This window comes from Sphingobacterium sp. JUb56 (genome assembly GCF_014191365.1).
Lineage (GTDB): Bacteria > Bacteroidota > Bacteroidia > Sphingobacteriales > Sphingobacteriaceae > Sphingobacterium > Sphingobacterium anhuiense.
In genome coordinates, this window is the sequence record NZ_JACHWL010000001.1 from 2,543,590 (window position 1) to 2,558,440 (window position 14,851).

Genomic DNA, 14,851 nt, shown 5'->3' on the forward strand with positions numbered 1-14,851 from the left:
AATTTCTTGTAAATTTTATCTGTATCAAAATCAAGTCTTTCAAAAAAATACATGAAATAAATGGGTGAAAAATTTTAGAATTCGAATTATCGGGGTATATTTGCATCGCATTCAAAGTTAAACGGGGATGCAGGTTAAGGTGCCATAGCTCAGTCGGTAGAGCAAAGGACTGAAAATCCTTGTGTCGCTGGTTCGAATCCAGCTGGCACCACCAGATCTGAAAGTAACAGATTCAAAACAAAAACTTGGAAGGTGCCATAGCTCAGTCGGTAGAGCAAAGGACTGAAAATCCTTGTGTCGCTGGTTCGAATCCAGCTGGCACCACCAGATCTGAAAGTAACAGATTCAAAACAAAAACTTGGAAGGTGCCATAGCTCAGTCGGTAGAGCAAAGGACTGAAAATCCTTGTGTCGCTGGTTCGAATCCAGCTGGCACCACCAGATCTGAAAGTAACAGATTCAAAACAAAAACTTGGAAGGTGCCATAGCTCAGTCGGTAGAGCAAAGGACTGAAAATCCTTGTGTCGCTGGTTCGAATCCAGCTGGCACCACCAAATCTGAAAGTAACAGATTTAAAACAAAAACTTGGAAGGTGCCATAGCTCAGTCGGTAGAGCAAAGGACTGAAAATCCTTGTGTCGCTGGTTCGAATCCAGCTGGCACCACGAAAAAAGTCCATCTCAAACGAGATGGACTTTTTTATTTATACCCCTACTTCACTTATCACTACATTACTGATTTCTCCGTCACTCTATCAATGAGTACTTTGCAACGGAAGTTTGATAATCCTGATATTATCATGGTAAGCAATCCGCGTAAGCCCCGTCTGTGTTCCATAAACACCCCATTTAATATAACCGATATTACCAATAGTTACATTGCCCGCAAAAGTACGGTAGTTTGTTTTCTCATCGACCAAGGTATAATCATTTTGCCCTGGAAGTTTCATATAAGTCCTCATATACCCTGTAGGTCCATCTGCCCATAATACATCTACCCTGAAATGCATCCATTGATTTACATAAGGACGCAGATAGGGAATAATATTTTTGATAGAAGATGAACCCTCATATCGTAAACGCATCGTATTTCTCGCGGTACGAAACTGGAGTGGAACACCCGATCCTGTCGTACTATTTCCCGATACCTTTAACTGGAAAACATTTGTTTCATAAGTAGGGCCCGAAACCCAGGGCGTCCAATCTTTAAGCAAAACACTAAACTCGTAACGACGCTCATCACCCGGAAAAAAACGCGCATTCTTTATAGCCACAGCATCACTTTCACTTCTGTAAGCATCATCGGAGTAATATCCCTGATCGCCAAATACAATTTTATGAGCAATGGCATTGGTGGAACCATTTTCGGCAAGATTAACCATATACGCGGCATCAGATGCCGTGGCTTTAGTCGACGTTACTCCCGTAATACCCGAATTAAGCAAGCCATTTTCGTATGTTACATTTAAAATCGTATCATTTTCAATAATGGGCTGTGATTGTACCCCCACTGGTCGTAGATCAGTCAGATCTTGGTCGTGTACACCTTTGCTGTTTTTACTACAGGAAGCCACAAACAATGTGGTGACAATGAATAGATAGTACTGTCGAGAAATCGATTTCTTTTTCATATATGCTTAAAAGAGTGGTTTATTTGATTTTATCATCTTAAAATTTATGTTTTATCAGGAGATGTAGTATTACAGTACAACATCCAAAGCAAAAATAAAAATTCAACAAAGCGATCCGAAAATTATTTGATATCATACCTTTTCAAGACCAAAAATCCCCTAAAGATTAACGTAATGACAATTTTCCGCTCAGCCTTAAATCTCAATTTTTTATTTAAAAATGTAAATATAGATAATCATTGAATATCAATAAAATGATGGTATTTCTTTTTGAGAAGTTCTATTTGTTACATAAACCATACCAGGGCCAAATGATCTAATTCCCTCATAATAGAGCTCCAGGCATCATTTCTAGGATTGATGTAAAATATTTTTTCCCAACATTAAGAATTTAATACGATCTACTGGTTTTTTTCAAAAGAAATATTGTAGCTTTAAGTGTAAGAAAATTAAGTTAAACCAAATTATAGCAGCTATGAACCGAGTATTACTTAAGCTGGAGAGAGCCATACTATATTATGGCATTCCACATTTAAATGAAGAAGAACATGTTAAAGCCGATCAAAACCTTCTTGCTATCATCTTCCAGTTAGAACAAGAATTTGTTCTACGACATGGCAACAAAGAAATATTATTACTAACACGCAAATCATTCAGGCTGTTCTATAGACAGTTATGCAATTTGTTGGATGAGCTCTACCGTTATAAACATAAACAGGCCGATGAAACAATTCTCAAATACTACCAATTCCTGGTCCATATTGAAACCAGCTATAGCAAGGATATGGACCCACAGGCATCGCTTACACAATTTCACCTTCATGTCTTAAAAACAGAAATGATGGAGCAATTTCCTGCTCTAAAAGCTACTTTAATAGAAAAAGATGTTTCCGAATGCTTTCTAATTGAGATTCAGCACGTATTGGAAGATCAGTTCCGTGCGCCCGGACGGAACCTCAGCTATGAACAACAATTATTCTTCATAAAACTTCTAAGGGTACTCAGACACATTGCCCACGATACGTGGGACAGGGATTATAACCATTGTTTTATTAAATTCATGATCAGTATAAATTTCAATCACATCGGTTTTCTCAATCAATGTTTCGATTTGCTGGATAAAACATTAGAAGATATAGCCGACATAGATAAACAACGGAACTATCTGAATGATATCCTGTTCAAATTGAAACAGGTGGCACGCTATTCTACGGTACAATTTGACAGCAAAAGTAATAGTTTATCTAAAAAACTGATCCAATATGTTAAAAAAAAGATCAGCAGCACAGGCGAAATACCCGCATCCAGCAATTACGACAGCGATGAGAACAGGAGTGTTTTTAGTAATTTAACCGCGGGAGGACTTGCCGTATACCACCACTATTTTCAAAAAGTGAAATTTTCAAAAGGGGAAACTAAAAAACTGGGGGGACAAAACTTTGTAAATCCTATTTATACAGCCAATAGGATAAAGATAACCGAAGCACAGCACCCCAAGTTTGACAAAACCAAACTTCATCATGAGATTCGTATTCTGAAAAATAAACTGATGGCTATTATCGATCAGCTCAATAAGGATCTGGACGATTCGGCAACATCCTCTAAAAACAAGCCTAACACAGCCTAGCAACCATTGATTGGCCTACCCCAAAAAAAGGGTAGGCTAAAATAAACTGCACATCGCCCTATCTCCTTTCAAAAAAAGGACGCTAAATGAATCAAAACCACTTCGGTTCACACCCGTCTATTCGATCTAACCTTTTATATCGCATATCACTGACTGATTCACTCACAATTTTAGTTGTCACAGCGCAACTTGGTTACTCCTTCAATGTTTTCATCCTGGGCAGCCCAATCTCATGTTCTTGTGGGTAAGGAGCTCTAAAAGTCATGCTGACATCTTCTCTCATACGTTCCTGCGCTTCATACTTCTTTTCCTCATCATGTGAGTAACGTGGATCAGGAATAAAAGGCATCTTTGCCATCTTCGTTATGGTTATGGTCGGAAAATGGAAGTCCACTTCTACCGTTCCTAAGAGTAAATAGCATCCGCCCCCTTGAAAAGGATACCGTTCCAGACAGTCCGGAAAATGAGCCGTATCAAAATAATCACCATTGTTGTCCACCCAGGTTCCGAAATACATGATTCCCCTTTTTGTAGGTACATGCTTCCGTGAGATCAGATAAGCAAGCATTTTGACCTCCTTTTTATGATGTTGGATCAGATCTTTAGCCATCACTGTTCCCCTATACTTTGTCTGCAGCAGATCGAAGGGTGTACATGAGACCGGAAAACTTAAAATTTCTATCTCGTCAAAAGCATCCTCAAAGATGTTGCGTTTCAATTCCGGAAATTTAAAATGCTTGACAGGCTCCTCAAATAAGGTTTCAGCGCGACGTCCAGGCTTAAAATCACCGAGCAGCACCCTAGATTTTAACAATAGCTCATTTTTGGGCACACCGCTGAACCGAAAAGCTCCAATAAAGATCAAAATCTGCAAGGTTTCAATACCGATCGGAATACGTTTAATAAAATCTTCCAAAGAGCGATACTCCCCATTTCTGATCCTTTCTTCAGGAATCAACCGGCCAAGTTTCGCTTCCACTTTCTCCAGATGCATAAATCCCAAATAAACCTCATCACCATAGATGGTAGTCTGCTGCTCACTCCTGTTCACGCATGGATTCAGGATCTTGGCGCCAGACATCCGGGCCTCATGGATGTACACTTCCGTTCTGTAGAAACCGCCCATATTATTGATGACAGATACCATAAATTCAAGAGGATAATAGAGTTTGAGGTATAAGCTCTGGTAACTCTCCACGGCATAAGAAGCAGAATGCGCCTTACAGAATGAATATCCAGCAAAAGATTCAATCTGCCGGTAGATTTCTGTACTCAGTTCTTCCGGATGCCCCTGTTGCCTGCAAGATTCAAAAAAATCATCCTTTACTTTTTGAAGCGCCTTACGCGATCTGCCTTTTCCACTCATGGCCCTACGCAATATATCACCATCAGCAGCAGAAACCCCGCCATAATGAAGTGCAATTTTAATCACGTCTTCCTGATAAACCATAATACCATAGGTATCACCGAGCTGTTCTTCAAATATCGGATGAAAATATTCAAACTGATCTGGATTATTATGCCTAAAAATATATTCCCGCATCATACCACTTTGCGCTACACCGGGACGTATAATCGATGATGCCGCCACCAGCACCTTATAATTATCACATTTCAATCTTCGCAGCAGACCGCGCATCGCAGGACTTTCAATATAAAAACATCCGATCGTTTTCCCCCGGCTTAAAAATTCATTACATAGAGCTTCATCCTTGGAAAGCGTCGTATCCCTAATATTTACTTTAATTCCTCGTTTTTCTTCCAATAGTTTCACCGTATCATTGATAGTCCCGAGTCCACGTTGCGACAGAATATCAAATTTATCAAAACCGATATCCTCCGCAACATGCATATCCCACTGCACGATCGGAAAACCTTTGGGAGGCATTTCAAGAACCGTAAAATTGGTAAGCGGCTCTTCAGAGATAATAATCCCACAGGCATGCATGCTGCGCTGATTGGGAAACTTTTCCAATAACTTTCCATACTCCTGCACTTTCTGGACCACCTGATCTTTAAAAACTTTTTCCGGATTTTTGGTCAGTTCATCGAGCTCCTCTTTCGGTAAACCAAATACCTTACCCATCTCACGAATAATGGAACGGTACTTAAATTCGACATTCGTACCACAAAAAGCAACATGGTTTTTTCCATAGCGGTCAAAGATATATTTCAATATCATATCCCGCTCCTGCCAGCTCCAGTCAATATCAAAATCGGGCGGACTTTTTCGGTTTAAATTTAGAAATCGCTCGAAGTAAAGATCCAGTTCCAAAGGACAGATATCCGTTATGCCCAAGCAATATGCAACTATGCTGTTGGCTCCGCTTCCCCTGCCCACATGCATAAAACCCATGCTGTTGCTATAGCGGATGATATCCCAGGTAATGAGAAAATAACCGCTGAAATTTAATTCATCGATCACCTGCAGTTCCTTTTCAACACGCTGTTTCGCTATTGCATGATCCTTTCCATAACGTCTTTCCAGTCCTGCATAAGCCAGTGCTGTTAATTTATTGATATCGTGCTCCTTTGATCCCTTGTAGTGTCTTTTATTTCTCCGTGTGGTAAACGCAAATTCGAACTGGCATACCGAAAGTATATTTTTGGTATTCGCAATGATTTGCGGATAATGCTGATAAGCCTCCAATAGCGATTGTTCCGACCTCAAGTACTCCGATTTACTGCAAATTTCACTTTTCGGCAATTTCGACAGCAGCATATTGTTGTCAATCGCTCGCAGTATCCGGTGTAGATTAAATTCCTTTTTCGTTGTGAAAGTCACAGGTTGCAGGATCACCATCTTTGCAATCAGCGCCTGATACTCTTTACGGAACAAGCTATTCAGTTCTTCTTCCCGGATGCCGATATATTCATTTTCATGGAGCTGCGCAGGAATATTGCTTAAGGGATAGATCACAAAACAGTTCGGAAAATCAGGCTGTGCCGGCAGATCAATCCCATCGCAATTATAGGAAGTCAAAACCCGGTTCACCTCTCCGATACCCTGAAACTCTTTTGCAATGGTAATATAAAGCAGCTCATTTCCTCTGCGAACTTCAATACCAGCAATCGGTTTGATGTTCTTTTCTTCACATTTCTTTTTGAATTCATAGATGCCCGAAATGGTATTGATATCCGTCAGCACAAGCTCCTTTAACCCCAAGACGGCGGCCTGCTCCACGAGCTCCTCTATGGAAAGTGTTCCATAACGAAGACTGTGAAAAGAGTGGCAGTTAAGAAACATAAGACAATTAAGTTGAAAAATTAAAACCTACTGCCCTCCCCACCGCATCACTGCCATAGCGCATTTTGATAGCATCCATTGCCTGATACAGATTGATAAGCTGTGTATTGTCTTCAAATAAATTCATTTGGTAACTTCCGTGCACCAGATCTGTAAACCGAAGTCCCACCAATCGAAGACGCATCCGTCTGGTATAAATTTTATCAAAAAGTTCTAAAGCGATCCTGGTCAGCGTATGATCTGCAGAGGTATAAGTGACACGGCATTGTTTCGTTTCAGTATCAAAATTAGAGTATCTGATCTTGACTACTACGGTGGAAGTCAACCACTTCTCACAGCGCAGCTGGTAAGCCAGCTGTTCGGCCATACCCGAGATGAGGCTTTTCACGACATGAATATCCGTGGTGTCGCTATTAAAAGTTCTTTCCTTGGAAATCGATTTTCTTTCCGAATAAGGCATAACAGGAGTTTCATCAATCCCATTTGCCTTTTTCCATAAATCGACCCCATTTTTCCCGATCATCTGCTGCAGCACCTCAACAGGAATTTCGGACAATGTACCTATTGTACGGATCCCAACTCGTGATAAAAGCTGGAAAGTAGCATTCCCCACCATCGGCATCTTTCTAATGGATAGCGGATTAAGAAAAGAATGAACACCCACTGAAGGTATTTCACGATGACCATGAGGTTTGGATTCGCCTGTGCCGATTTTACTGACCGTTTTATTAACAGATAAAGCATAGCTGATAGGCAAACCTGTTTCCTTTTCAATTTTGGCTCCTAGTTCATTGGTCCACTTATAAGCCCCGAAAAATTTATCCATCCCGGTCAGGTCAAGATAAAACTCATCGATAGAAGCCTTCTCCATTACTGGAGCACTTTCTTCAATCACTTCTGTCACCGTATGGGACATCTTGGAATATAATTCCATATCCCCTTTTACTACCCTGGCCTGAGGACAGAGCCGTAATGCCATCTTCATCGGCATCGCAGACCGCACCCCAAAAGTTCTTGCTTCATAACTACAGGAAGAAACCACTCCCCGATCCCCTCCACCAATAATCAACGGAATATCGTTGAGTTGCGAATTTACCAGCCGCTCACAGGATACAAAAAAGGTATCCAAATCCATATGTACAATCGCTCTATTCATTTCACTAAATTATTTAGTAAAAATGCTAATATTTTTCACATTTATCCTTACATTTGATGTGATTAATATTCACAAAATGTCAACACTATCGATTTTGTCTGATAATATCAGGTACCTCAGGATGCAGATACCCGGACTTACACAAGGAAAAATTGCTGCTGAACTAGCTGTTACAAGAGATTCTTATGCGAAATATGAAATCGGGAAAACGGCTCCGCCTCTAGATGTACTCTTAGCACTATCGCGCTACTTTCAGGTCAGCACCGATCAATTACTCACTGTTGATCTCAGGAAATATAAACTGCAAGAAGTATAGCGCTTAGCGACTCGATTATTCACGCTCCGTACAGATAATAAAAACTTACGATTATAATAATATCTGGTTATAAAATGAGCTTACTCAAAACTAATGCGGGTTATATATAATCCAAACCATATATAGCATGTGCCTGTAGACTTCTTAATCGCGCCGTGAAGGGCTTAGGAGTTTTAGATGCGGCGATGCCAAAACCAAACGCAGGCTGCATCATAAACCAAGGAGCAGCAGTAGTCGCAACTCCGACATTTATACAAACTAAAAATGTAGGTTGGTACAACCAGTCCAGCCCGCAGATCAATAAAAGTAAAAGCGCAAATGAAATACCGATGAGGTAATGTGCCATCCAGCCCAAAGCCCTTTCACCAGTGATTTTTTTAGCATGTTCAATGTTTTTATGAGCGAAGACACCCTGTTTAAAATGACCTATCCAACGCCCTACAAGAGCATAATCCAAAGAGGGAATTTTAAAAGCAGTTTTGATAAATAAAGCGTACAAATCCATAAAAATCGTGGCACCAACGCCGATAAATATGGAATAACTGATGTATTGTGATAGGATGTTCATGCGCTTGTTATTTTATAAAATTAATTTCTCTTTAATGATTGGCTGTACCCACTTTTGAGGTTATGATTTCCCTGTGCCATCATTCTAACATTTTAATGATTCAAAGTTAGCATGCTTCAACCGATAATAACTGACACATATCCTTGGGAAAACTGCACAAATCAAAGGAATCGCAACAGAGAACAGCAATAAACATTAACTTTATCAGGTTTAGATAATCACACTATGAATAGGATCGTGTATTAAATTATATCCCATTCAAGTATATTGCATCTTATCAGGATATTACCCCTCAAGCCTTAAGCAGCATACATAAGCACATTTTTTAACCTGAGTTCAGCGTTTACTGTAAAAAATAACAGATTTTTGTTCTCTAATATATACGAGCATGATTAGAAAAATTAACATAACAGATTATCCCACTCTGATAAAAATATGGGAGAGTGCAGTATCAAATACACACGATTTTCTTAAAGAAGAAGATTTCAATTATTATAAAGAACATATCCCAAGTTATTTTGAACATGTTAAACTATTTGGATATGATGACAATGGAACTTTAATTGGATTTATAGGGATTTCTGGTGAAAATCTTGAAATGCTATTTATTCACCATAATGCTCGCGGCAAGGGAATCGGAAAAAAGCTGGTAACCCACGGTATAGATCATTTCAAGATCTCCAAAGTGGATGTTAATGAACAAAATTTACAAGCCGTTGGATTTTATACGCATATCGGATTTCAGATACTGAACAGATCCGAAATTGATGGACAAGGCAAAGCATATCCGATTTTGCATATGGGATTATAATCTTGCTTTTAACCCAAACGCCTCATTATTTTAGCGTAGTTTAGCTTGCTATAAGAAAATGAAAAAGACCATGCGGATATGACCGAAGAAATACAACTCAAAAAAATAGATGAACTGATTCAAAATTTAGATTCTGAAACCTTATCCGCTTTAGAAAATATTCGAGAATTAAAAAGATATAAAAAAGGGGAATTTCTCTTACATCAACATAAACTATGTCGGTATAGTTTCTGGATTGAACAGGGAATTCTACGAAAATTCTATTGGAATGATACGAAGGAAATTACAACCGAGCTTATTTTTGAACATGATATTGCGGTTTCATTTGATAGCTATGTACTTCAAAAACCCAGTAAAGAATTTATTCAAGCCGTCACAGATGTAACGGTTTACCAGACCGAAGCGCAATCATTTCAGATGCTTAAAGCAAAGTTCCCAAAACTGGTTGAACTTGATCTGATGATGACAGAATATTATGCGATGTGGCTCGAAAAAAGGTTATTTGAATTTCGAACACGCAATGCAACTGAGAGATACTTACAGTTACTCCGGCAACAGCCTCACATTATTCTTGAAGTTCCACTTACCTATATTGCTTCTTATTTAGGCATATCCCTGGAAACGCTGAGCAGAATCAGATCCAAAATTTGATTATTTGACCTAAGTCAAATGGAATGCAGATTCAATCTTAGAAATTTGAATTTTCATTTAAACATTCCATATTGTGGGTAACAAAAGTAGAATTATTGGGTTTGATTTAGCTAGAGCATATGCCATTTTTGGAATGTATATTGTCAACTTTAATATGGTGTTTGGGAGTTATAACGACACAAGTCCGGTCGGAAAATTTCTATCGCTTTTCAGTGGAAATTCAAGTACTCTATTTGTCATGCTTGCAGGAATGGGAATAGCTTTGATGACCAATAGACCACATTATACGGCCGAGGAGAGGAAAAAACTAAGACATACTGTTTTAAAAAGAGCATTGTTCCTATTCGTTTTAGGATTATTGCTCAGCATATGGTGGCCAGCAGATATCCTGCATTTCTATGGATTATACCTATTCATTGCCACTTTTCTTTTATTTTTACCCACAAGATATTACCTGATCGCTAGTATTCTATCAATCTTGGTTTTCCATGTGTTCCTGCTTATTATTCCATTCGAAAAAGGATGGAACTTTGATACGCTTGAATATACCGATCTATGGTCGATACCGGGATTTATACGAAACACATTTTACAATGGCTGGAACAGTGTTTTTCCTTGGATAGCCTATTTTACCACCGGAATGTATCTCGGCAGATTAAATTGGACATTATTGATCACCAAAAAAAGGGTATTTCTATTAGGAGCAGCACTTTTTATACCCGTTACCATATTACAGATCTGCGCTCAAAATATTTTTACCAATAAAGAATTGATAGAGATCATTACTGCAGATTACCTTCCTCCCCTTTTACCATTTTTGTTGAGCACAATAGGTTTTGGACTGATGCTGATCGCAGGTTTCATGTATAGCAGTTCGTTTTTTTTAGAAAATAAATTTATCCAAAATTTAGCAACAACTGGACAAATGACCCTCACCCATTACATTGCGCACTTAACCATCGGAATGATTATTTTTTCACTCCTCTCCGGTAAACCCTATGGAGCAAAGATCAATCAAACAGATTCTGTACACCCCTTGTGGATATTAACATTCTCTATAGTATATTTTATCTTCAGTTACTATTTCAGCAAAATATGGAAGACAAAATATAAGAATGGCCCCTTGGAAACGCTGATGAGAAAAATATCAAGTTGATACCTGAATGGCGATAATGATTTAGCCTGTATTACAACCACACGGCCAATCCTCTGCAACATGCATTTTCCAGTTTCCGACTTTCATAATGTGGTTAAATAATGTGGCGTTAAATACAATTTCTCGGCGTAGAATTTCACATTTCGTTCTTGTCTGGCATATTTTGTAACTTGTATCCAATAACTCAAAACAAACTAGGCGTATAAAAATACACCTATTAAAAAAACAATACGATCATGACAGCATACAAAACAGTAAATATAGAAAAGTGGAACCGGAAGGAACACTTTGGTGCTTATCGTGATGCGATAAAGTGCGGATTCAGTTTGACCGTTAAATTAGATATTTCAGCGATTATTCCTTTTGTAAAAGAACAGGGATTTAAATTTTATCCTGTGATGATTTATCTACTTTCAAAAGCCGTGAACCAACATCCTGAGTTTAAAATGGCAATGAAAGATGGTGACTTGATTATTTGGGATTCTGTAAACCCGGTTTATACCGTCCTTCATCAGGACACAGAAACTTTTTCTGCACTTTCTGTACCCTATTCGGACAGCTTCCAGGATTTTATAGCCAGCTATAACGCGGTCCTTCAAAGAAATGAAAACAACAGGAGCTTCCTCCCTGAAAAAGCTCCCAAAAATCATTTTAATATTTCGGCACTTCCGTGGATTCATTTTGAGAGTTTTAACCTCAATATTGCTGATTTTACGGACTATTTTGCCCCCAGTTTTACTTTTGGAAAATACCAGACGGAAGGAAACAAAATCCTTATGCCATTGGCCATACAAGTGCACCATGCCGTTTGCGATGGCCTACATGTTGCCAAATTGATCAACACCTTACAGGAATTTTGCACGACCATTCAGACGCTCAAATAAAGCTAAAAAGATAATGAAATCGATTTTAATTTAGCTCGAAAAACATATGGATATTAGAAAAGCAACACCGGCAGATCTTCCACAGATAAAAATACTTTATTCCCTGCTATTTGAACAGTTGGCAAACTATGAACCTGATTACCTTCAGCCTGCCCTTCAGGATGAAGCTTTTCTTCAGCAAGTAGTTGCCGCAGCAGATAATTTTGTTGCATTCATTTACACTATAGATGGAGAGGCAAAAGGTTTTGCCATTGCAAAATTAGAGGAAAGCCCGCCCTATAATTGTTTTGTTCCGTTAAAATGCATGTATTTAATGGATATTGTGGTGGATCAGAATATGCGCGCAAAAGGAATTGGAAAAGCATTGATTGACCGCATCAAGCAATGGGCAAAAGTGCAGGAAGCAGATTATCTAGAACTAAGTGTACTGGCAAAAAATACCCTAGCAGAGGCATTGTATCTGCGTGAAGGTTTTGAAACCTTTAGTAAATCTATGCGAATGAAAATAAAATAGCAACTTATTGATTTCAATAAAACGCTATCGTTAAATTAAAATATATGGAACGACTTAAAACCCTTAAGAATTTAATATGATAAGAATTGCTGTACAAGATGACTACAGTCATTTAATTGATATCTGGCTGGAAGCTTCGATAAAAGCACATCATTTTATAGATTCATCCTTCTGGATCAATAGCGCTCAAAAGATGAAAGATATTTATTTACCATCCAGTAAAACATGGATTTTGGAAGATGAATCGAATAGTATTAAAGGTTTTGTATCAGTTGTAGACGATCATATTGCAGCCCTGTTTATAAGTCCTGCTCATCAAGGAGAAGGATACGGTTCTACACTTCTGCAGTTCATAAAGACAAAATGTGATCAGCTTTCGTTAAATGTGTACGCCTTGAATGAACAAGCAATCCATTTTTATCAGAAACACGGTTTTCGGATTATCGAAGAAATGTTGGACGAAAATACAGGTGCAACAGACTGCCGAATGGAATGGATAAAGGCCAAATAATCGGATGATCCAAATAATCTTAAAACAAATTAAAAGAGGATATGGGAACTTTAAAACAAATCGCACAAAAATATGCCCGTCCCAAGACATTAAATGATTTCATTGCATATGGTGGTGTTGCTGCAGCTATTGAAACCGTTAGTGGAAATATTTACACCGGAATCAGCATAGATACCGCCTGTTCAATGGGATGCTGCGCCGAACACAGTGCTGTAGCAGAAATGCTGAAAAACGGAGAAAGCCAAATCAGATCTATCGTAGCCGTAGATGAAAATGGAAATGCCTTCCCCCCCTGTGGCAGATGCAGAGAATTGATCAGTCAGTTAGCTAAAGAAAATCTTCAGACTACAATAGAAGTGAAGAATGGGATATTTAAAACCCTGGGAGAATTATTGCCTTACGATTGGAAAGAAGGTTTAGAACGAGAGTGGTAAAAGGAAAATGAAAAAAATAAGAGAAATTAACTTTACAGAATTTAGTACCATATATCAGCAGCATCTTATAGCAGATTTTCCTGAAGAGGAAGTAAAACCGTTATATGTTATCGAAAATGCGTTCGCGGCTAATAAATATGCCGCTTATATATTGGAAGAAGATTCGCAGGTAAAAGCTTATGCGACTTTTATGTGGAAAGACAAAAATTTGCAGTTATTAGACTATTTTGCTGTCACCCGAGATAGCGGAAGAGGTCAGGGAATTGGTTCTTTTTTTCTTCAGGAATTGGCACATACTATAAAAGTAAAAGGCTTCATTATAGAATGTGAAGCTCCGGAAAAAGCCAGAGATAAGGAAGAGCAGGAAATAAGAGAAAAACGAATAGCTTTTTATTTAAGAAATGCCGCGCAGATGACTACAGTAACAGCCAATGTTGTAGGTGTCGACTTACGTCTCTTGTATATGCCTATAGAAGCAGGATTGGAAAGTATTAACATCGAAACTGATTTTCTGAGTATTTATCACAACCTGGAGCCTAAAGAGTTCTACCTCAAATCTGTAAAAATCGTATCCTAATAACAAAATATGTCTAAGCTTCCGATATCCAAGAAATTAAAAACCCGCAGGAATTCAAAGAGTTTTACTTCACAGACGATTCATATTTTAACCGCTTTTTTAAAAAACAAACCGGAATAACACCCCTGTAGTTTCGGAAAAACCATAAACATTAAGAATTATAAGAACCATTTATAGCAGCGTAATCCAGCACTTCAAAAGCGCTCTCCTATCATAGGCCAATTTCTAAAAGATAACTTTTGTTTAAGCAAAATAAAAAATTTAAGGCTATACCTTTTAAAGGTATAGCCTTAAAACACAAAAAGTTGGTAGCGAAGCAAAAGATTAATCTAAAGGCTTATGCGTACTGATCGCCACCCTGTTCCATGCATTGATCGTAATAATCGCCATTATAATCAAACCAACATACTCTTCATTAAACAGCTGAGCAGCCTGCTCATAGGTCTCCTCAGACAATCCATTTTGACTGATCAGCGTGATTTCTTCGGTCATAGCCAAAATAACACGTTCTTCTCTCGAGAATAACTCGGTCTCTCTCCAAGCATTTAATAAAAATATGCGTTGTGCCGTTTCGCCTTGATTCAAAGCATCGCTGGTGTGCATATTGAGGCAAAAGGCACATCCATTTACCTGGGAAGCTCTAATTTTAATAAGTTCCAGATGGGTTTTATCTAATCCTGAATTTTGAACAGCAGTATCTAGTGCTATAATTCTTTTATAAACACCTGCGGTTACAGCGGATAAATCAATACGTTTTTTCATTTTTCAAAT

At 38.4% G+C, this 14,851-nt stretch carries 15 protein-coding genes and 5 tRNA genes; 15 read left to right on the forward strand and 5 right to left on the reverse strand.

The features are described 5' to 3' along the window. Positions 1–138 precede the first annotated feature (138 nt). The 5 genes from FHR29_RS10650 to FHR29_RS10670 all read left to right on the forward strand — a co-directional run bounded on the left by FHR29_RS10650 (position 139) and on the right by FHR29_RS10670 (position 663). Positions 139–214: transfer RNA gene (locus FHR29_RS10650), tRNA-Phe, on the forward strand. A 37-nt stretch (positions 215–251) separates the two neighbouring features. Then, positions 252–327 (forward strand) — tRNA-Phe (locus tag FHR29_RS10655). A gap of 37 nt (positions 328–364) precedes the next feature. Then, positions 365–440 (forward strand) — tRNA-Phe (locus tag FHR29_RS10660). A 37-nt stretch (positions 441–477) separates the two neighbouring features. Then, positions 478–553: transfer RNA gene (locus FHR29_RS10665), tRNA-Phe, on the forward strand. A gap of 37 nt (positions 554–590) precedes the next feature. After that, positions 591–663 (forward strand) — tRNA-Phe (locus FHR29_RS10670). 89 nt (positions 664–752) lie between these two features. Here the strand turns inward: FHR29_RS10670 and FHR29_RS10675 are convergent. Continuing rightward, complete coding sequence (locus tag FHR29_RS10675) at positions 753–1,628, reverse strand: heparin lyase I family protein (protein ID WP_183914492.1); 876 nt, start codon at positions 1,626–1,628, stop codon at positions 753–755. A 475-nt stretch (positions 1,629–2,103) separates the two neighbouring features. On the opposite strand from FHR29_RS10675, the gene FHR29_RS10680 reads away from it, so the two are divergent. Further along, on the forward strand, positions 2,104–3,255 hold the full coding sequence (locus FHR29_RS10680; RefSeq protein WP_183914494.1) for a hypothetical protein: 1,152 nt from the start codon (positions 2,104–2,106) through the stop codon (positions 3,253–3,255). 193 nt (positions 3,256–3,448) lie between these two features. Here FHR29_RS10680 and FHR29_RS10685 read toward each other — a convergent pair whose 3' ends face one another. Together FHR29_RS10685 and dinB are read right to left on the reverse strand one after the other, a co-directional pair. Further along, entirely contained in the window at positions 3,449–6,502 is a 3,054-nt protein-coding gene (locus FHR29_RS10685; protein WP_183914496.1) for a DNA polymerase III subunit alpha, read from the reverse strand. Positions 6,503–6,509: 7 nt separating this feature from the next. After that, a complete protein-coding gene (gene dinB, locus FHR29_RS10690) occupies positions 6,510–7,658 on the reverse strand; it encodes a DNA polymerase IV (protein ID WP_183914505.1) in 1,149 nt (382 codons plus the stop codon). Positions 7,659–7,734: 76 nt separating this feature from the next. Between dinB and FHR29_RS26460 the strand changes: the two genes are divergently transcribed. Further along, positions 7,735–7,974 carry a helix-turn-helix domain-containing protein gene (locus FHR29_RS26460; RefSeq protein WP_037528090.1) on the forward strand — a complete coding sequence of 80 codons (240 nt, stop codon included), beginning with the start codon at positions 7,735–7,737 and terminating at the stop codon, positions 7,972–7,974. 100 nt (positions 7,975–8,074) lie between these two features. Here the strand turns inward: FHR29_RS26460 and FHR29_RS10700 are convergent, their stop codons facing one another. Continuing rightward, a complete protein-coding gene (locus tag FHR29_RS10700) occupies positions 8,075–8,542 on the reverse strand; it encodes a DUF2938 domain-containing protein (protein ID WP_183914507.1) in 468 nt (155 codons plus the stop codon). A 388-nt stretch (positions 8,543–8,930) separates the two neighbouring features. Between FHR29_RS10700 and FHR29_RS10705 the strand changes: the two genes are divergently transcribed. The 8 genes from FHR29_RS10705 (at position 8,931) to FHR29_RS10740 (ending at position 14,080) form a co-directional block, all read left to right on the forward strand. Continuing rightward, positions 8,931–9,353, forward strand: coding sequence for a GNAT family N-acetyltransferase (locus FHR29_RS10705; RefSeq protein ID WP_183914509.1), 423 nt, complete (start codon positions 8,931–8,933; stop codon positions 9,351–9,353). 78 nt (positions 9,354–9,431) lie between these two features. Further along, positions 9,432–10,004, forward strand: coding sequence for a Crp/Fnr family transcriptional regulator (locus FHR29_RS10710; RefSeq protein ID WP_183914511.1), 573 nt, complete (start codon positions 9,432–9,434; stop codon positions 10,002–10,004). A 73-nt stretch (positions 10,005–10,077) separates the two neighbouring features. Next, positions 10,078–11,160: a DUF418 domain-containing protein gene (locus FHR29_RS26775; RefSeq protein ID WP_221197839.1), complete on the forward strand. Its 1,083-nt coding sequence runs from the start codon at positions 10,078–10,080 to the stop codon at positions 11,158–11,160. Positions 11,161–11,396: 236 nt separating this feature from the next. Continuing rightward, entirely contained in the window at positions 11,397–12,044 is a 648-nt protein-coding gene (catA, locus tag FHR29_RS10720; protein WP_183914513.1) for a type A chloramphenicol O-acetyltransferase, read from the forward strand. Positions 12,045–12,090: 46 nt separating this feature from the next. After that, positions 12,091–12,558 carry a GNAT family N-acetyltransferase gene (locus FHR29_RS10725; RefSeq protein WP_183914515.1) on the forward strand — a complete coding sequence of 156 codons (468 nt, stop codon included), beginning with the start codon at positions 12,091–12,093 and terminating at the stop codon, positions 12,556–12,558. Between the two features lie 76 nt (positions 12,559–12,634). After that, positions 12,635–13,069: an N-acetyltransferase gene (locus tag FHR29_RS10730; RefSeq protein ID WP_132841552.1), complete on the forward strand. Its 435-nt coding sequence runs from the start codon at positions 12,635–12,637 to the stop codon at positions 13,067–13,069. A gap of 41 nt (positions 13,070–13,110) precedes the next feature. Beyond that, a complete protein-coding gene (locus FHR29_RS10735) occupies positions 13,111–13,503 on the forward strand; it encodes a cytidine deaminase (RefSeq protein WP_183914517.1) in 393 nt (130 codons plus the stop codon). Between the two features lie 7 nt (positions 13,504–13,510). After that, positions 13,511–14,080 (forward strand): N-acetyltransferase, encoded by a 570-nt coding sequence (locus FHR29_RS10740; RefSeq protein WP_183914519.1) that lies wholly within the window; start codon positions 13,511–13,513, stop codon positions 14,078–14,080. 324 nt (positions 14,081–14,404) lie between these two features. Here the strand turns inward: FHR29_RS10740 and FHR29_RS10745 are convergent, their stop codons facing one another. Then, positions 14,405–14,842: a carboxymuconolactone decarboxylase family protein gene (locus FHR29_RS10745; protein WP_132841547.1), complete on the reverse strand. Its 438-nt coding sequence runs from the start codon at positions 14,840–14,842 to the stop codon at positions 14,405–14,407. Positions 14,843–14,851: the final 9 nt, after the last annotated feature.